Below are 19483 nucleotides of genomic sequence, written 5' to 3'. Positions count from 1 at the left end.
CATTTCTTTCAGTTTTTGAGTGTCATATGCTGTTAATGCAGCAAACAGTAACACCCCACCGTAAGTGATGACCCAGTACATCATTGAGCTTTGCAGCCAGATGTTAACCAGTGAAGCCACAACTAAACCAATCAGCGCCATAAACAGGAAGTTACCCATTCCTGTTAAGCTACGCTTAGTCGTGTAACCAAAGAAGCTCAGTGCACCAAACATAACGGCGGTAATGATGAAGGTACCTACAACAGATTCACCAGTATAAACCGCTAAAATCACGGAGATAGTGAGACCCGTTAGCAATGCGTACAGCATAAACATACCTGTCGCAATCGCACCGCTCATTTTAGGCAGTAAAAAAGACAACCCCATCACTAAACCAAGTTCAGCGATGATCATGCCGAAAAACAGCACTTTATTTGTAGCGATAGTAAAAAATAGGCCGCTGCTTAAGGAATACCAAGCAACAAAAGCCGTGAGTAATAATCCAACTGTCATCCAACCGTAGACTTGGGACATAAATGCCTGAACGCCAGTGCTGGCATTCTGGACAAGAGAATCATTACGTTGATCAAATTGACCCATGATGGTTACCCTTCCATTTTAAGTAAAATCGACCCAGCAAAACCACCAACAGAGTAATCCTTACTGTGATCGGACAAATTTGTTCCAAAGTTTATCACAATATTTTGACATTACCATTCGGCTTATTCGCATTTTCCGCATAACTATTTTGGATTACCAGCGGTTTGCTGATGCTTCATCACTCTCTTTAGCTTCAACCCAACGCTCGTTATCGGGAAGAGACTCTTTCTTCCAAAATGGTGCTTTCGTTTTTAGGTAGTCCATGATGAATTCAGCCGCTTGGAATGCGGCATTACGGTGTGCACTTGTCACCCCGACAAACACGATCTCTTCGCTCGGTTGTAAAGTGCCAATACGATGAATAACACTGACTCGCTGTAATGGCCAACGCTCTCTAGATTGCATCACTATGTCAGATAATGCTTTTTCTGTCATACCGGGGTAGTGCTCAAGCGTAAGAGCTGCAACGCTATCCCCTAAATTATGATTACGTACTTTTCCGGTAAACGTGACAACCGCACCATCACTATCACATTGAGCTAGCCATGAATATTGCTCGCCCACACTGAAATTTTCGGTTTGTACTGCAATATGGGTGTTATTCATGCTTAGCCTCCAGTGACAGGCGGGAAAAAGGCGACTTCATCACCAGCCGTGAGCGGGTGGCTAACTGAAACAAACGATTGATTAACAGCGGCTAACAATTTGCCATCTTCCAGTGCCAGAGCCCAACGTTCGCCCTTTTGTGATAATGCTTGGCGTAGTGCTTCAACGGTTGGGTAATCTGCGGATAACACTAAACGGTCAGTACCAACTAACTCGCGAACTTGAGCAAAAAAGAGGACAGTAATCATACTTCCACCTTAAAATGACCTGATTTTCCACCGGTTTTTTCTAATAAACGTACCGGACCAATCACCATATCTTTTTGCACCGCTTTGCACATGTCATAGATGGTTAACGCAGCAACTGATGCCGCCGTCAGAGCCTCCATTTCTACCCCTGTTTTCCCTGTTAGACGACAACAGGTTTCGATGCGTACACGATTATGCTCTGGTTCCGCTTCAAGAGTGACTTCAACTTTTGTTAGTAACAAAGGGTGACACAGTGGGATTAACTGCCATGTGTTTTTTGCTGCTTGGATCCCTGCAATACGTGCGGTTGCGAACACATCACCTTTATGGTGACTACCCTCCACAATCATCGCTAATGTTTCTGGGTTCATGGTCACAAACGCTTCTGCGCGCGCTTCTCGGACAGTTTCAGCTTTTGCTGATACATCAACCATATGCGCCTCGCCCGACGCATTAAGGTGGGTCAGTTGGGACATAATTACTCCTGAAAATCAAAAAATTATTAACCGCCAATAACGGAAAGATTTGGGGTGATCCCGCTGTCGCCTTGGTGAAGAAAATGGGTTTCGCGCTTAGACATTAAACCACTTTGGATGCGCGCTTTCAGGGCTTCATTCTGGTTTTCATCACCCAGTAAATCACGCAATGGAATCCCATTTTCACCAAATAAGCACAGATGCAGATTGCCCAAAGAAGAAACTCTTAAACGGTTACAACTTTGGCAGAAATCCTTCTCATACGGCATGATCAGCCCGATTTCCCCTTGATAGTCAGGGTGGCTAAAGACTTGGGCAGGACCATCACTACGAGAACGAGGCTGCATATACCAACCTTCTGCAATAAGACGATCACGAACGGTTTCACCAGACACATGGTAACGTTGGAATAGACTGCTCCCTTCCCCGGTCTCCATGAGTTCAATAAAACGTAATTGAATTGGACGATGTTTGATCCAATTTAAGAATGACTTGAGGGCGATATCATTGACATTTTTCATCAAGACCGCGTTGACTTTGACTTTGTCAAAACCGGCATCAAATGCAGCATCGATACCTTTCATCACTTGGAAGAATTTGTCTTGTCCAGTGATCGCTGCAAATTGGCGAGGATCAAGGCTATCAACACTCACATTCACCGCATTTAAACCCGCATCACGCCATGCTTGCACATCTCTCGCCATGCGATAGCCATTGGTTGTTACCGCGATTTTTTTGATCGAATCATTTTCTTTAATCGCCGCAATAATGTCAGTGAAATCTTTACGCATTGTGGGCTCGCCACCAGTAATACGCACTTTTTCTGTGCCAAGTTCGGCAAAAGCGCGGCTCACTCGACGAATTTCATCCAGTGTTAAGAATTCGTGGCGACCACTTGGTTTGTAACCATCAGGCAGGCAATATGTGCAACGGAAGTTGCAAACATCGGTTATAGATAAACGAAGATAGTAAAATTTTCGGTCAAATTGATCGACAAGTTGCTGCATATTCACACCTTTCCAAATACGGGAGATGCAGACATTTCTATCTCGCACCCTGGTGACTCAAGGCCACGGCCAGAACATCATATTCATCAGGAACTTAGACGCAAAGGCTAGGAGTTTTATCGGGAACTCAGTCTGTAGATAAAGTCCAAATCGTTAAGACGATTATCGTCACTTGGTTCACTTATTTTCTGTAAGGATTTTAGCCCATTGCAAACCAAAAAGCGAACCAAAATACGATATATAACTTAATATACAACGACTTATGGAAGCAGTAACTAATTTCAGAAGTCCTTATTATTATAGATAATTTTCTCTTCTTCCTATGCTAAAACCTAAATTCATCTGTCAAATCTTCGTCAAAATGAGGTTAATTCTATGCACATTGTTTGTTGTAGATCAGTTTTATACCGCGCTTTTTGATAGATAAAACCAAGAACCCAGAAATATGATGCTGCGAGTTATTACATCACGGCATTTCCACCTGGTAATATAAAGAATAATTTTAAATGACATGCTAGAGGATAAAACATGTATTTAAATTCAGCGAATTCAAAAAATAATAATCCATATTATTTTACAACAAATAATACCCAGCTAATTTCTATTTATGAAAAACAACATCTCAATTATCTTGATAAAATTATGACCAATGAAAATATTTCATCTCATATTCCTTATTATACTGATGGGCTTAATGAATTAAGCCAACATTACACTAAGGAATATTTAGAGAATGAAACAGCACTTGATATTCATGACCAAATTCGACTATTTAATAATACGCATTCCTTTAACAATATGCATTTTGTAGATTGGTTTGCTCTACAGGACTATAAACATGCCGGGTATGTCAAAATTAATCAAACATTGCGGGATAATCCACACAACACCACTCACTATCCAGCAGAAATAAAACAGCTTTATTTAACCTTAATGCATCAAATATTATTGCAATCTATTCCACCTAAACATGAAGAAATCCTCTACCGAGGAGAAGTTCGTGATATTAACTTCACTCATAGGCTCAATAAAGGTGATGTAATAAAATCTCATGCATTTTGGAGTACATCAAAAAAGAAAGAGACCGCCAATAGTTTTTGTGATGATGCGAATAGTTTAACAAATGATGAATTTAATATTTTCTACGTTATTGAGAATAATAGCCCTTATTCAGGCGCCAGTATTAGTCAAATTCTGCGCGATAGTGAAAATGAGTTTTTATTTTTACCACAAACTGAATTTAACGTTATCGATACCTACCGTGATGAGAAAAATAACATTTTCAATGTACGATTAGAAACTGTCCCAACCACTGAATATGCGCTTACCGAAAAAATTCATCAGATTATTTTTTCTTAATTAGAAGGCATATCAATTTCTCTTGTATGATTCTGTTTCCACGCCTTATTCGTCCATTTCACTTAACTCTTTACACAATAATTTTGTGATACCGATCGAGAATATTCTCTTTTATTGTTTTTTATCACGGTAAGTAAACTTCAGATGATGTTTTATGATAAATTAGCGCCAATTTTGTTTTAGCGCTGATTCTAGAAACATAGATTGATAGTTTAAATAGGAACACTATGCCAAACCGTAGTTTGACAAATCTTAATCACGTCGTCGCTCTCGGGGGTGGACATGGACTTGGTCGAGTGATGTCTTCTCTTTCATCTTTAGGCTCTCGTTTGACTGGCATCGTCACCACTACCGATAATGGTGGTTCTACTGGTCGTATTCGCCGTTCAGAGGGTGGAATCGCTTGGGGCGATATGCGTAACTGCTTGAACCAGCTGATTACCGAACCCTCTATTGCATCCAAGATGTTTGAATATCGATTTGCAGGAACAGGAGAATTATCAGGGCATAATCTTGGCAACCTGATGTTAAAATCACTGGATCATTTAAGTGTTCGTCCACTCGAAGCCATCAATCTAATTCGTAATATGTTAAAGGTGGATGCGCAGTTAATCCCGATGTCTGAATCTCCCGTCGACCTGATGGCAATTGATGATATGGGTAATGAAGTCTACGGTGAAGTTAACGTTGATGCTCTCGCCGAGTTACCGAAAGAATTACGCCTGTATCCGCCTGTAAAAGCCACTTCCGAAGCCCTTGATGCTATCCATCAAGCAGATTTGATTTTCATTGGTCCGGGCAGTTTTTTTACCAGCCTAATGCCTCTTTTGTTACTCGATGATATTGCTTGTGCACTGAAAGAAAGCCAAGCACCTATGGTGTACATCGGGAATTTAGGGAAGGAAATCAGTACGTCAGCAGCTAGCCTCACACTTCCCGAAAAACTCGTGATGATGGAACAGTATATTGGGCGCAAAAAAATCGATGCGGTCATTGTTGGACCTCGTACTGACGTGAGTACAATCATCCAAGAACGCAAGGTCACTCAACGTGTTTTAGAAGCAGACGATATTCCTTATCGCCATGACCGAAACCTGCTATTAAAGGCGATTGAAGAAACCATTCCTCTTTTGTAATACATTGAATATGAAGTTACAGGTTAATACCTGTAGCTTCATTAGCTCATCTTACGTTCGGTAATGATGCTTATCCAATCCATACTTTTTCATCCGTAAATACAGTTTTTTACGCGGCATTTGCAAATATTCCGAAACATCATTAATTCGCCCTTGATGAATATTTAGCGCTTCCGTAATAATTTGGCGCTCATAGTTTTCAATTTGCTGATCTAATGCTGTCGGTGCTACCGATGTTAATAATGGGTTTGCCGTTTCCCCCATAGGCATAATACCTACCGCGTACAACTCTGCGGCATTCGCTAATTCAGTGACATTTCCAGGCCAATGACGACGACTGAGTTTTTTCATAAAGGATTCATCTAATTCAGGCAAATCTTGATTCAGTCGTATGCAGGCAAGCTCTAAATAATGCTGGAACAAAACGGGAATATCCGCTTTACGCTGAGATAACGGTAAGCAATTCACTTGAGTTAACGAAAAATAATAGTAGAGCTCAGCAATAATTTGCTGCTGCTTAGCTAAAATAAGCAATGGCTGCTCAGAAATACCAATTAAACGAAATCCCCGCGGGTCTTGCTGCAAATGTTGAACAAGATAACGTTGCTGATTAACCGGAAGTAACTCAATATTTTTAATCACCAAGGTGCCTGATTGAGCCTCTTTCACCCACATTTCTACTGGAGCTTCTTGGTCGCTAAGAAGTGTTTTGATGACTAAAGGCGCTTGTTGATGCGTACTGATTTGATGCAAGTAACGCGCCAAATAAGTGCGACCACTGCCCAATTCCCCTTGCAAAAAAACGGCGGCAAGTGTTTCAGATAATCCTTGAAGCTGCCCACGAATCTGCTGTGACCACTCACTAATTCCCACAAAGTTAAGCTGCCATTGATTTTTTCCCCAGCGACGTTGCAGTACCCGCTGCTTACGCGCCGCCAATGCTTTTGAAACTTGCTCTAACAGATACTCTGGATTAACCGGCTTTTGTAAAAAATCCCATGCTCCCATTTTGACGGCTTCAACCGCCATCGGGACATCCCCATGACCCGTAATCAACACCATGGGAAGATGTTTATCTTTTGACAAAAACAACGACATGAGCTCGATCCCCGAACATTCGGGCATACACACATCACTGAGCACAATACCGCACCAGTCTCGGTGAACTAACTCTTTTGCCGTTAATGGATTATCGCAAGCATAAACTCGATACCCAGCTTGAGCGAGTAATAGACAGTACGCTTCCAATACATCCTTATCATCATCAATCAGCAATATGTCATGGTTATCATCAAGCATCTTCAAGCACCTTCTTAAATTCTAAAATTACACATCCATTTCCGCGCAATGTTGAAGCGATACGCAGCTCACCACCAATTTGTTGCATAATCGATTGGCTGATAGATAGCCCCACCCCAAGACCGATTTCCTTACTTGTGGTAAACGGCTTCATTAACGTATCAGCTAAATGTAATGGCCACCCGCCCCCGTTATCACATAACGTCAGCGTCAGTTTGTCGGCAGCTTCACTGTAGTCAATGGTGATTTCTGCGTTCTGCGGACTCGCATCAAGGGCGTTCGATAACAAATTCACCAGCACTTGCTGAATACCGATCTCATCTCCTAAGACTTGAGGTAAAACATCAGGGTAACTCAGCATAACCTTACGCGTTTTATGTTGTAAACGCAGGACATCCCAAGCACTTTGAATAGATTGGCGTAAGCTAATAGGTTGTAGCTGTTCGTTATCATCACGTTTACGGGCAAATTGACGAAGAGAACGCACGATGCCATCCATGCGCGCAACCAGCTGCTCCGATTTATTTAGCGCCATTAATGTGGCTTCACACTCTTGTTCTGGTAACCCTTTCTTCGCCATAAATAAATGCATAGAGAGTGCATTCAAAGGTTGGTTAATTTCATGGGCTAATGTGGTCATTGTCTGCCCGACAACGGCGAGTTTTGCCGTTTGAATCAATTCATTTTGTGTTGTCCGTAAGTTTTTCTCAATTGCCTTACGCTCTGCAATCTCTTGCTCTAATTGATTTTTTTGTTGATTTATTTGCGCAATACTGCGCTGTAATAATGTGCCTATCCGCCCTAATTCGTCACGTCCTTCTACAGGGATCGTGGTCGTAAGATCCCCGATACTAATCCGAGCTACCGCTTGGTTTAATGCCGTAAAACGTTTCACTAATCGAGGGCGAATAAACAACATATTGAACAACAACACTAAGAGTAAGGCTAACCCTGCAGTGATAATGATAATCGTGCCACTCCACGACATAATATTCGCTAAACGCTGGTTTAATGTCTGCAACTGGAAGTGGCTACTGCCTAGCTGTACATCAAGTTGGTTGCGAAAACTTGCCAAGATACGCTCTTTCTCCTTCGTCACTTCACTGAGCGCTATCTTCGCCGTCTGGTAGTTTTGCAGCACCTCCAACATTTGATTGTCAGAAAGTCCGATATCCAATAGCTCATCAATCGTTTGGCGTAGCGTGACTGAACTTGGGTATAAACTCAACGCTTCTTCATTTGCCGATAAGTTGGTTTTTAAATAGCCTAAATAACGTGCGTATCCACCAACATCAATAGGGTCATCAAGGGAACTATCGCCTTGAATATCTTTTAAGCGCCCAGTCAAAATATTCGTGATCTGCTCTTCTAAACGCGCCAGCGTATAAATTAATTGCAGTTCACCTTGAACATTACGTAATCGGCTTTGTAATCCCTTCGCTTGGCGAGGGTCTTGCTCAATTTTATCCAACAAAGAACCTTGCTGTAGGCTGATATCTTGGGATAACGAGTTTAATTCGGTATTAAAATCATCATGTAGCCAGTTGATCCGTGCAGAGAGTGTGTTGGTCTTTTCTCGCGCTAAAAACAGGGTATAGAGCGCTTTATCCAGCCGCTGTAATAGATCCTGACTTTGCGACAAAATCATGGCTATCTGCTGCTGGTCTTGCCCATTTAACTGTTGATTAAACGCTTCGATTTGCGATAGATGGGCGGTAATTTGATTGCGTAGTTGTAATCGCGTGGCGGTATTCGGCGCTTTTAAAAATTCATTTAACTCATTCACTAATGTATTCAGCTGCCCTTCAATCAAAAATGAAGCCTGCATTTTGGGAAAATAGTCCCCAAGCGCATAACGAATCTGTTTATTTTGCTCTTGCCATGCATACAGGCTGACGCAGCTCACAATCACCGTCATTAATGCGCCAGTGATAAATGCCCCGCGTAAAATGGCAGTGATACTAAAGCGTCCCATCAAACTACTTATCGATATTTTCATTTGATAGCTTCCAACTCGCTAATTGCTTGGCGCTGCTGTTCCTGAAAAAAGCGCTGCCAGCGCATATACTCTTCTTCCGCTTTACGGCTATCTTCAAAACGCGAGTAATAAGCCGGATCTTCACTCTCCTTAGCACTGACAGGCATTGCAGTCAGTAAAGCCCGCACGTCGGGTAACGGACGCTTTAATTTAGCTTCCGCCATATACACCGCACGCCATGCATCTTTGGATTCCGTTAAACGGAATGTAATCGCTGCATCAAATAATTGCTGAACTAACCGTTGACGCTGCAACACTAAGTGGACATCTAATGGTTTAGGAGAATCTAACAACTTGCTCTGTTGTACTTTCCGAGGGTTATTATTCTCAAGCGGTGTGACTGGATATTTTCCTGTGCTGCTGTCTGCAAAAATTTTTTGCCCTTGTTCACTGAGTAAAAAATCAATCAGTTGACGTGACTTTTCAGGCGTCAAACTATGGCGAGTGATCGCAATAAATGTCGGGGATGTTGCAGAATCAGGAAGATAATGAAATTCAAGTTCAGGATCGGACAGCAACACATTCGCGTAATTATCAATAATCGGGGCCGCACCACCAAGCCCAACTTTTATTTTATCGGCAACACCAAAACTGCGGGAGGATACGGTAGCTAAGTTTCCCGACATGCCAAGCAAAATGTGCCATCCATCTTCCCATCCTCGCTGCTGTAATAGCGATTCAATCATTAAGTGGTAAGTATCCGAACGCGATGGGCTACTGATCAACAATGAACCTTGATACTGACTATTGGTAAGGTCATCCCATGTCTTTGGAATAGGTAACTGATTTTGCTCCATCCATTTACGGTTAGTCAAAATGCCATATCCGGAGAATGCAACCGCAGCAACCGAGCCTCTTAATGATGATGGAATTAAACGCTGTGAGTATTCGGGGATCTCAGGTAGTGCACTCAATCGATTATGCTGCTGTAAATGATGCATTAGCATCGGTGATGACGTCAGTATTAAGTCGACATTCTCCAACGCTTCCGTGTCCAGTAAACGCTCTAATGAGGCACTTGTACGGTTAATGGTGCGAATGGGTATTGCATCTGCTCGCGCATTCCAATTTGTGACAATAGCCTGTGTCGCTTCAGGTGAAAATGTCGTTGCTATCACTAACTCATCACTTTTCGCATAACTATTTCCCATGCCATTGAGCATCACGATGAACAAACACAGCGAAGTTATCAGTGGACGAATTTGTATTATTGATCTCATTAGAGTAGTCATCCCCTGGGTAGATGTGATTCATATCAAAGAAAGTAACAATAGTTCGAGTTTGCCAAAAATCGCATTTGAGACAAATTTTACCCTTTTCGGATTTATAGGCTCATCGCAACACATACCCGCTTTATTCTCATTGTTAGGCGATTAAATCAACCTTTAGTTGTTCATTTTTTGAAATGCATTCTCGTTAATTTTCGAATGAGTCAAATTGACGCATGACTATGCAAAATTGGGTCAATTTTGACCCAAACCCTTCATATTGCGATATTTTTTCAACAAGAACATGATGACCCTGTCAGAAATAAAACGACAAAAACATCAGGGAATTTCTTTTTACTTTATTTCACAGGTGAACCTATGCTGTCATTTTTAAAGCCAGCCACGGCAAAAAAACAAATTGCACCAGAAAAAGTTCCTACTACCTATAAACGTTATCGGGTACAAGCTCTGCTCAGCGTTTTCTTAGGTTATTTAGCTTATTACATTGTTCGTAATAACTTCACGCTCTCTACCCCTTATTTAAAAGAAAACTTAGATTTAAGTACGACACAAATTGGTCTATTAACCAGCTGTATGCTGATTGCTTATGGGATCAGTAAAGGGGTGATGAGTAGCCTTGCAGACAAAGCGAGCCCAAAAGCGTTCATGGCTTTCGGTTTGATCTTATGCGCTATCGTCAACTTCGGAATGGGATTCAGTAATGCCTTTTGGTTATTTGCTGGGTTTGTTGTCCTCAATGGGATGTTCCAAGGTATGGGGGTTGGACCTTCATTTATCACCATCGCTAACTGGTTCCCTCGTCGTGAGCGTGGACGTATTGGCGCATTTTGGAATATTTCTCATAACGTCGGTGGCGGTATTGTTGCCCCAATCGTCGGTGCCGCATTTGCGGTATTAGGAACAGAGCACTGGCAAAGCGCCAGCTACATGGTACCTGCATGCATTGCCATTCTGTTTGCTGTTGTCGTATTAGTATTAGGTAAAGGCTCACCAAAACAAGAGGGTTTACCCGCACTTGACCAAATGATGCCAGAAGAAAAAGTCATTCTGACCTCTGCCCAGAAAGAGAAATCACCAGAGAACATGAGTGCATTCCAAATCTTCTGCACTTACGTACTAAAAAACAAGAATGCTTGGTATATCTCCTTTGTTGACGTATTTGTGTATATGGTACGTTTCGGTGTGATCAGTTGGTTACCTATCTATTTACTGACAGAGAAGAACTTCTCCAAAGATCAAATGAGTGTGGCGTTTTTATTCTTCGAATGGGCAGCTATTCCATCCACTTTATTAGCGGGTTGGTTAACAGACAAGCTATTCAAAGGCCGTAGAATGCCATTAGCTATCGTTTGTATGACGCTGATTTTCTTCTGCCTTATTGGTTACTGGCAGAGCCAATCATTAGCTGTCGTGACATTTTTTGCGGCTGTTGTTGGTTGCTTAATCTATGTACCTCAATTTCTCGCATCGGTTCAAACCATGGAAATTGTCCCAAGCTTTGCTGTCGGTTCAGCGGTAGGGTTACGTGGCTTCATGAGCTATATTCTTGGCGCAACATTGGGAACAAGCCTGTTTGGTTTCGTAGTTGACCGTATGGGTTGGCATGCAGGCTTCTATTTACTGCTAGGTGGAATCGTCTGCTGCATTATTTTCTGTGTATTGTCACACTTGGGCGCGCTTGAACTTGAGCGTAATCGCCAAGAAGTGTTAACCAATGGTCAATTAGCTAACGCGTAATCCCAGTCAGTAATGAATAAGGCAGCCCTCAGCAAAATACTGAGCGCTGCCTTTACAATTTATTGTTAATTACGAATTGGCGATAAATTGGTTACGTAGAATTTGTAATTCATCACGCACCCGTGCAGCTGCCTCGAATTCCAAATCTTGCGCATGCTTATACATTTGCGATTCTAATTGAGAAATACGCTGTTCCAACTCTTTGGTTGACATGGATTGCACATTCAGTGCAGATTCATCTTTAATACTTTCTTTACTGCGTCCCTTGCCTTTACCACCCACTTTATGACCAATTTGTAGGATATCCCCTACTTTCTTATTTAAGCCTTGAGGAATAATGCCGTGAGCTTCGTTAAACGCCATCTGTTTCGCGCGACGTCGTTCAGTTTCGGCAATGGCTTTCCCCATCGAGTTAGTGATTCTGTCTCCATACAGAATCGCTTTACCATTCAAGTTACGTGCCGCACGACCAATGGTTTGAATCAATGAACGCTCTGAACGTAAGAAGCCTTCTTTGTCTGCATCAAGAATCGCAACCAGCGAAACTTCAGGCATATCCAAACCTTCTCGCAGTAAGTTGATTCCCACTAGCACATCAAATTCGCCAAGACGCAAATCACGAATAATTTCGACACGCTCGACGGTATCAATATCCGAGTGCAAGTAACGTACACGCTCCCCATGCTCTTCTAAATATTCAGTAAGATCTTCCGCCATTCGTTTGGTTAATGTGGTCACCAATACGCGTTCCTGTTTTTGGACACGAATACGAATTTCAGAGAGTAAATCATCCACTTGAGTCGCTACTGGGCGCACTTCAATAAGAGGGTCAAGGAGTCCTGTTGGTCTCACTACCTGCTCAATGACTTCCTGCCCTGATTTATCCAACTCATAGTTACCAGGCGTTGCAGAGACATAGATAGTTTGCGGCGCCAAAGCTTCAAACTCTTCAAAGCGCATAGGACGGTTATCTAACGCGGAGGGAAGTCGGAAACCGTATTCTACTAATGTTTCTTTACGCGACCGGTCCCCTTTGTACATAGCGCCTATTTGCGGAATAGTCACATGGGACTCATCCACCACCAATAAACCATCCGCGGGTAAATAGTCAAATAATGTCGGAGGTGGTTCACCTGGTGCTCGACCCGATAAGTAACGTGAGTAGTTTTCAATTCCCGAGCAATACCCCAGCTCACTCATCATTTCTAAATCAAACTGAGTTCGCTGAGTAATTCGCTGTTCTTCTAATAATTTATTATTTTCTAACAGCACTCTGCGCCTGTCCGCTAGCTCAACCTTGATATTCTCCATCGCTTCCAGAATACGCTCTCTTGGCGTTACATAGTGCGTTTTAGGGTATACGGTAAAACGAGGAACACGATGTTGAATCGCCCCTGTTAATGGGTCAAATAGCGATAAACGCTCGACTTCTTCATCAAAGAGCTCGACTCGCAGTGCATATTCATCGGATTCAGCAGGGAAAATATCAATCACTTCACCGCGAACTCGGAATGTTCCTCGCGTAAACGCTTGGTCATTGCGGGTATATTGCAGGTCAGCAAGGCGGCGCAAAATAGAACGTTGGTCAATAATCATGCCATCAGTCAGATGCAGCATCATTTTCAAGTAGCTATCGGGGTCACCCAATCCATAAATTGCCGACACCGATGCCACAACAATGACATCACGACGTTCAAGCAAGGCTTTTGTTGCAGACAAACGCATTTGTTCAATATGTTCGTTTACTGAAGCATCTTTTTCAATAAAGGTATCTGAGCTGGGGACATAGGCTTCTGGTTGATAATAATCGTAATAAGAAACGAAATATTCCACTGCATTTTCAGGGAAGAAGGCTTTCATTTCGCTATATAGCTGCGCTGCCAATGTTTTATTATGCGCCATCAACATGGTTGGGCGATTTTCTTGAGCGATAACATTAGCAATCGTAAACGTTTTACCTGACCCCGTAACCCCTAGTAAGGTTTGATGAGCAAGTCCATCTTCTAACCCTTCTCTTAATTTACGAATCGCCTCGGGCTGATCACCCGCAGGCTGGAAATCAGAATACAGTTTAAAATCCTTGCTCATAGTTATGCCTCTGTAATAATCTCTTGCCTATGATACTGGATAAAAAACCAGCTTCAAGTGCTGAAGATAAATTTCCTTTTTATGAGGTTGAAATCTATTTACGAAAATGTTATCCCCAAAATAAAACTTGACCTTTTTAAAACCAGATATTTTATGCTTTTGGTTTTTTTAGCTTTAACGCAAATCTAAACAGAACGCTTGATTTTACTTAATTATTTGTATTTAAAAGAAATTTCATAAAAGCCCAGAATCACATCAAATAAAGGCAAAGCCGCTTGTCACCTAGCATCACAATGGTTTTTGAATGTTAATTCACAAGGTTATCCACAGAAATAGTGGATAACTCTGGGAGCCCTTCCCCCTCATGCATTCCCGTAACGTGCTCATTTTGCCATTTGCCCATGAAATGACAGAAATATGGCGAAATGATGAAAGTATTTTTGCTCTCTATTCGTGACAAAAGAAATATTTTCTGTTTTTTTACGGAAACTACTTAGTATTTTCCCTATGAAACTTGACAAAAAAAGGATCATTAACGTTAAAAAAGATCGTTAAAAACACAAAAAAAGAGTCCTCCCCCTAGAACAAACTGCCTAGAGGGTTTTCGCGGAAATTAAAGTCCATAAAGATCTAAATATTGACCTAAAGACGCCGTTGATTGGTCTTCAATATAAGGAATGATCCCCAAGCAGGGCGCTTCGATCATACGTTTAAGTGCAGCGAGATATTCGTGTTGATAAGTGCCCGCAGGCTGGACTTCATTGGCAATCCATCCCACTAAAGATAACCCTGCGGCTTGTATCGCTTGTGCAGTGAGTACCGCATGATTGATGCATCCTAATTTCACTCCTACCACGAGGATCACTGGTAATTGCTGCTCTACTACCCAATCTGCGTAAGTTTTCTCAGTCGAAAGCGGTGTATACCATCCTCCTGCACCTTCGACTAATACCCACTCAGCATATTCTTGTAGCTGCTTTAACCCGCGAGTCATCACTGAAAATTCAATCGGGGTACCTGTTTTTTCACTCACAATATGGGGTGAAGTTGGTGCTTCAAAAATGATGGGATTGATTTGCTCATAGGGTACTTTGACGCTGCTATTTGCCTGAAGCAGTAATGCATCACTATTACGCAAACCGTCTAGCGTCATTTCGCTTCCTGAAGCCACAGGCTTATACCCCACCGTCTTCAATCCTTGAAGATTTGCAGCTTGTAATAATGCACAACTCGACATCGTCTTACCGATTTCGGTATCCGTTCCGGTTACAAAATACGTTTTAGTCACGATACATAATTCCAAATACAGTTTGATAGGTTAATGGCAATCCTTTATCCGCCATTGGGTACACCGCGCTTAATCGCTGCAAACGCTGGCGCGTCATCAGCCCTGCTTGGCGCCCTGCGGTTAAATGAGTTGCACCAATACCTTTCACTGAATTGAGTAATTCAATGAGATTAGAAAAATAGAGCGTGTCTGCTTGTTGATAAAGCTGGCAACGCCATGATTGGCAGTCTTCAACAATCTGTGAATAGGCGAGAAAACGGTTAACATGGGGGTCATCATCAAGGGTTTGCCAAGCTTGGGCTAGCTCCCCTAAAGAGTGCTCCGCTAATGTGGTAAATCCCACTACGCCACCCGGCTTTGTTACACGATACAACTCGCTGAGTGCATGAGGTAAATTCTGGCACCATTGGATAGCCAAATTTGAAAATACCCAATCAAACGAGGCATCCGCAAAAGGAAGCGCATCCATATCCCCACAGACGTATCGATGTGCGGCTTGTTTATTTTTTGCCACCTCCAGCATACCGACAGAGAGATCAAGCGCAGTCACATAAGCACCACGCGCTTGGAGTATTTGGCTAAAAAATCCCGTACCGCATCCAGCATCTAGTACCTGAAGAGGTTCTAAGGGTATTTCTGCTAAAGCGTGATCCTCAATGAAACCCAATAACTGTTTACCACTATTTTGTTGGTAATTGGCTAATGCATCGTAGCGTGGTGCAGCTCGTCCAAATGCGGTGGCAATTTTGGTTTTTTCTCGAAGATTTTGTGACGCTTTATTCTCGTCATGACACAAAGACAAACTCATTGAGCGCCTCCAATAATTTGTCGATATCCCTTTGCTGATGAGCAGCACTTAATGTGATTCGCAACCTGGCACTGCCTGGAGGAACGGTTGGTGGTCTAATCGCCTGAACCCAAATCCCTTTTTCACGTAAAAATTGTGACAATTGCAGGCTTTTTTGGTTATCACCCACGATGAGTGGCTGAATTGCCGTATTAGAGTCCACCAGCTGCATATCCGGTAAATTGAGTTGACGTCTAAAATAGCGAATGTTGTTCTGCAACTGACACCGTTGAGCATCCGCTTGCTGGATTTGTTCCACCGCTGCTGAGATAGCCACAGCTTGCGCGGGTGGCATTGACGTGCTGTAAATAAGATGACGAGCTGCTTGAATAAGAAAATCGGCGGTCTGCTCATCGCACAGGACTGCCGCGCCACTCACACCAACTGCTTTGCCAAACGTTGCAACCAAAATATCAGGCTTAATACCATAGTCATCACAGCTGCCGCGGCCTTGAGCACCACAGATACCGAGTCCATGGGCATCATCCACCATCAACCATGCATTATGGGAATGTGCTACCGTTTGTAATTTATCCAGTGGTGCGCTGTCCCCATCCATACTAAAGACCCCTTCAGTGACCACTAAAGTTTTCGATGAATGGGGTTTGCTAATTAATTTTTCTAGGGAATCAACACTATTGTGACTAAAACGCCGCAACTGTGCTTGGGAGTGAATCGCGCCTTCAAGGAGAGAAGCATGGCTGAGCCTATCGGCTAAAATACGATCTTCCGCCGTCATTAAGGCAGTAATAAGTGCATGATTCGCCGCAAAGCCTGAAATAAACAGAATCGCGCGAGGATACCCCAACCAGTCAGCTAATTTTTGCTCTGCATCTTGGTGCGCTTGAGTGAAGCCCGTGATATGCCCTGAGCCGCCACTGCCCACACCGTAGATCTGTGCACCTTGCTGCCATGCACGAATAATCTCAGGGTGTTGACTCAATCCTAGATAGTCATTTGAAGAAAAATTAAGGTAATTTTTCCCTTGATAATCTACTGTCCTACCAGAACTTTTTTCAATACAGCGGCGTTCGCGCCATGCAGAAGCGTCTTTACGCTTCTGCAATTGATCGCCAATAAACGATTGCCAGCTCATTAGACTGCCGCATTATAGAACTGATTGTTATCCGCGGTTAACAGGGTTTCAGCCAGTTTAACCGCCTGCACATTATCACCCTCATGGGTTTCAATACGCTCAGGATTAATATTCAGTTTTTTAAACAGTGCGATATCTTTATTTTCATCAGGGTTTGGCGTCGTTAACAGTTTGCAACCGTAGAAAACAGAGTTTGCACCCGCCATAAAACACAGAGCCTGAGTCTGTTCATTCATATGCTCGCGCCCAGCAGATAGACGTACATAAGAACTTGGCATCATGATCCGTGCCACCGCAATCGTACGGATAAAATCAAATGGGTCTACATCCTCATTATCCGCCATTGGCGTGCCTTCTACTTTCATCAGCATATTGATTGGCACACTTTCCGGTGGTTTTGGAAGATTTGCCAATTGCACTAACAGTGCAGCGCGATCACTGACTTTTTCACCTAAACCTAAGATACCGCCTGAGCAAACCTTAATTCCGGCATTACGCACGTTATCTAACGTATCTAAACGGTCTTGATAAGTCCGCGTGGTAATGATGTTGCCATAATATTCCGGTGAGGTATCTAGGTTATGGTTATAGTAATCCAGCCCTGCATCCGCTAAACGACCGGCTTGTGAATCATCAATCATGCCGAGAGTCATACAAGTTTCCATTCCAAGCGCTTTAACTTCTTTGACCATCATCTCCAAATACGGCATATCGCGCTCTTTTGGATTACGCCATGCAGCGCCCATACAAAAACGCGTTGAACCTGCATTTTTGGCTTTTTTTGCCGATTCAACGACCTGCTGAACTTCCATCAAACGCTCAGTTTCTAAACCTGTTTTATATCGCGCACTCTGAGCGCAATACTTACAATCTTCAGGACAAGCCCCTGTTTTGATTGACAACAATGTACTCACTTGCACTTGTTGCGGGTCAAAATGTTGGCGATGTACTTGCTGTGCTTGAAATAACAATTCAAAAAATGGCATTGAAAACAGTTCATTAGCTTGTTTTATTGTCCAGTTTTTTACTGAGCATTGTTTTAATTGGCTCACAGGATCTCTCCAGTTGAAAAAGTTGTTGCCAGTTTAAATATTGCGATTATCATGTCAACTAAATGATCTAAAAAAAGTTGACGGTAAAGAAAGATGGACAGTTGCGATATTGCTTTTGACACCAAACATATTTGGCACCCATACACCTCAATGAGCCACCCGATTCCAGCCTACCCAATCGTTGCCGCAGAAGGCGCTGAGCTCATTATGGAGGATGGAAAAAGATTGATTGATGGAATGTCGTCATGGTGGTCAACACTGCATGGTTATAATCACCCAGTGTTGAATCAAGCTGTCATTGAGCAGCTTGGTAAAATGTCCCACGTGATGTTCGGTGGTATTACTCATCCACCCGCCATTGCACTATGTAAACAACTCGTCGAGATAACGCCAGAGCCATTAGAATGCGTTTTTCTTGCTGATTCAGGCTCAGTTGCTGTCGAAGTTTCCCTCAAAATGGCATTGCAATACTGGCAAGCGCGTGGAGAGAAACGTCAACGTATTCTCACACTACGCCATGGTTACCATGGCGATACCTTTGGAGCGATGGCGGTTTGTGATCCTGATAACTCCATGCACGGTTTATACAAAGGCTACTTGCCACCTCATATTTTTGTGGATGCACCACAATGTGCTTTTCATGATGAATGGAATGAGAGCGATCTTCAGCCACTCAAACAACAACTTGCTAAAAATCATCGGGATATTGCCGCGATCATCCTCGAACCTATCGTTCAAGGTGCGGGAGGTATGCGATTTTATCACCCTAATTATCTCAAAGGCGTACGCGAGCTATGTGATCATTATGGTTTGTTGCTGATCGCAGATGAAATCGCCACAGGCTTTGGTCGTACGGGAAAATTATTTGCTTGCCAACATGCGGGCATTTCACCTGACATCATGTGCTTAGGTAAAGGTTTAACGGGGGGATATATGACGCTTTCTGCGACCATCGCGACCCGCCATGTTGCAGAGACTATTAGTAACGGGGAAGCCGGCTGTTTTATGCATGGTCCAACTTTTATGGGGAACCCATTAGCGTGCGCCGTCGCCAATGCCAGTGTAAAATTATTACTTGAAAGCCCATGGCAAAAAACCGTTGAAAAAATTGAGGAACAACTAAAAACAGAATTACTGCCTCTAGCCCATTATCCTTCTGTTCATGATGTAAGAGTGCTCGGAACGATTGGTGTCATTGAAATGAAACATCCCGTCAACACAGCTGAATTGCAGAAAATTTTTGTCGCAGAAGGCGTGTGGGTGCGTCCATTTGGCAAACTCATTTATGTTATGCCACCGTATATTATTAAACCCGACCAGCTGAGTAAAATTACCCAAGCAATGGAAAAGGTGCTCACGGCGTAACGAAACATGTCGCTGAGCAATCCACTCAGCGAC

17 protein-coding genes and 1 riboswitch are annotated in these 19483 nt (G+C 42.8%); of the genes, 4 read left to right on the top strand and 13 right to left on the bottom strand.

The annotated features are described in order from the left end of the window. The 5 genes from PSF16_RS08510 to moaA all read right to left on the bottom strand — a co-directional run. Positions 1 to 579: Bax inhibitor-1/YccA family protein (locus PSF16_RS08510; protein ID WP_272689107.1), on the bottom strand; the 579-nt coding region annotated here is incomplete at its 3' end. 153 nt (positions 580 to 732) lie between these two features. Next, on the bottom strand, positions 733 to 1185 hold the full coding sequence (gene moaE, locus PSF16_RS08505) for a molybdopterin synthase catalytic subunit MoaE (RefSeq protein WP_272689106.1): 453 nt from the start codon (positions 1183 to 1185) through the stop codon (positions 733 to 735). Between the two features lie 2 nt (positions 1186 to 1187). Next, positions 1188 to 1433, bottom strand: a complete 246-nt coding sequence (gene moaD / locus PSF16_RS08500) for a molybdopterin synthase sulfur carrier subunit (RefSeq protein WP_112860108.1) — start codon at positions 1431 to 1433, stop codon at positions 1188 to 1190. Continuing rightward, positions 1430 to 1909, bottom strand: coding sequence for a cyclic pyranopterin monophosphate synthase MoaC (moaC, locus tag PSF16_RS08495; RefSeq protein WP_006660174.1), 480 nt, complete (start codon positions 1907 to 1909; stop codon positions 1430 to 1432). Before moaC ends, moaD begins: the two co-directional genes overlap by 4 nt. Positions 1910 to 1935: 26 nt before the next feature. Beyond that, a complete protein-coding gene (gene moaA, locus PSF16_RS08490) occupies positions 1936 to 2916 on the bottom strand; it encodes a GTP 3',8-cyclase MoaA (protein WP_006660175.1) in 981 nt (326 codons plus the stop codon). Next, a riboswitch (molybdenum cofactor riboswitch) is annotated at positions 2906 to 3042 on the bottom strand. It overlaps the preceding gene by 11 nt. Before the next feature lie 402 nt (positions 3043 to 3444). Between moaA and PSF16_RS08485 the strand changes: the two genes are divergently transcribed. Together PSF16_RS08485 and PSF16_RS08480 are read left to right on the top strand one after the other, a co-directional pair. Next, the gene (locus tag PSF16_RS08485) at positions 3445 to 4275 is read left to right on the top strand and encodes an ADP-ribosyltransferase domain-containing protein (protein ID WP_154635002.1); all 831 of its coding nucleotides are present in this window, start codon (positions 3445 to 3447) and stop codon (positions 4273 to 4275) included. Positions 4276 to 4502: 227 nt separating this feature from the next. Further along, positions 4503 to 5411: a gluconeogenesis factor YvcK family protein gene (locus PSF16_RS08480; protein WP_006660177.1), complete on the top strand. Its 909-nt coding sequence runs from the start codon at positions 4503 to 4505 to the stop codon at positions 5409 to 5411. 51 nt (positions 5412 to 5462) lie between these two features. Here the strand turns inward: PSF16_RS08480 and pgtA are convergent, their stop codons facing one another. From pgtA to PSF16_RS08465, 3 genes are read right to left on the bottom strand one after another with little or no spacing between them, the layout of a single operon-like run. Beyond that, the gene (gene pgtA / locus PSF16_RS08475) at positions 5463 to 6710 is read right to left on the bottom strand and encodes a two-component system response regulator PgtA (RefSeq protein WP_006660178.1); all 1248 of its coding nucleotides are present in this window, start codon (positions 6708 to 6710) and stop codon (positions 5463 to 5465) included. Then, entirely contained in the window at positions 6703 to 8709 is a 2007-nt protein-coding gene (pgtB, locus tag PSF16_RS08470; RefSeq protein ID WP_112860105.1) for a two-component system sensor histidine kinase PgtB, read from the bottom strand. The genes pgtA and pgtB overlap by 8 nt, the downstream gene beginning before the upstream one ends. Continuing rightward, complete coding sequence (locus PSF16_RS08465; protein ID WP_080626386.1) at positions 8706 to 9911, bottom strand: ABC transporter substrate-binding protein; 1206 nt, start codon at positions 9909 to 9911, stop codon at positions 8706 to 8708. Before PSF16_RS08465 ends, pgtB begins: the two co-directional genes overlap by 4 nt. A 423-nt stretch (positions 9912 to 10334) precedes the next feature. Between PSF16_RS08465 and pgtP the strand changes: the two genes are divergently transcribed. Beyond that, positions 10335 to 11714: a phosphoglycerate transporter PgtP gene (gene pgtP, locus PSF16_RS08460; RefSeq protein WP_272689105.1), complete on the top strand. Its 1380-nt coding sequence runs from the start codon at positions 10335 to 10337 to the stop codon at positions 11712 to 11714. Positions 11715 to 11783: 69 nt separating this feature from the next. Here pgtP and uvrB read toward each other — a convergent pair whose 3' ends face one another. The 5 genes from uvrB to bioB form a co-directional block, all read right to left on the bottom strand. Then, positions 11784 to 13802, bottom strand: a complete 2019-nt coding sequence (uvrB, locus tag PSF16_RS08455; RefSeq protein ID WP_006660182.1) for an excinuclease ABC subunit UvrB — start codon at positions 13800 to 13802, stop codon at positions 11784 to 11786. Positions 13803 to 14415: 613 nt separating this feature from the next. After that, entirely contained in the window at positions 14416 to 15090 is a 675-nt protein-coding gene (gene bioD / locus PSF16_RS08450; RefSeq protein ID WP_272689104.1) for a dethiobiotin synthase, read from the bottom strand. Next, positions 15083 to 15898, bottom strand: coding sequence for a malonyl-ACP O-methyltransferase BioC (bioC, locus tag PSF16_RS08445; RefSeq protein ID WP_006660184.1), 816 nt, complete (start codon positions 15896 to 15898; stop codon positions 15083 to 15085). The genes bioD and bioC overlap by 8 nt, the downstream gene beginning before the upstream one ends. Continuing rightward, entirely contained in the window at positions 15876 to 17033 is a 1158-nt protein-coding gene (bioF, locus tag PSF16_RS08440; RefSeq protein WP_006660185.1) for an 8-amino-7-oxononanoate synthase, read from the bottom strand. The genes bioC and bioF overlap by 23 nt, the downstream gene beginning before the upstream one ends. Next, complete coding sequence (gene bioB, locus PSF16_RS08435) at positions 17033 to 18019, bottom strand: biotin synthase BioB (RefSeq protein ID WP_048654629.1); 987 nt, start codon at positions 18017 to 18019, stop codon at positions 17033 to 17035. Before bioB ends, bioF begins: the two co-directional genes overlap by 1 nt. Positions 18020 to 18178: 159 nt before the next feature. Between bioB and bioA the strand changes: the two genes are divergently transcribed. Then, a complete protein-coding gene (gene bioA, locus PSF16_RS08430; protein ID WP_154630516.1) occupies positions 18179 to 19450 on the top strand; it encodes an adenosylmethionine--8-amino-7-oxononanoate transaminase in 1272 nt (423 codons plus the stop codon). Positions 19451 to 19483: the final 33 nt, after the last annotated feature.

The sequence above is a fragment of the Providencia sp. PROV033 genome (assembly GCF_028484855.1).
Classification (GTDB): domain Bacteria; phylum Pseudomonadota; class Gammaproteobacteria; order Enterobacterales; family Enterobacteriaceae; genus Providencia; species Providencia alcalifaciens.
This window is presented reverse-complemented; position numbering and strand designations above follow the sequence as displayed.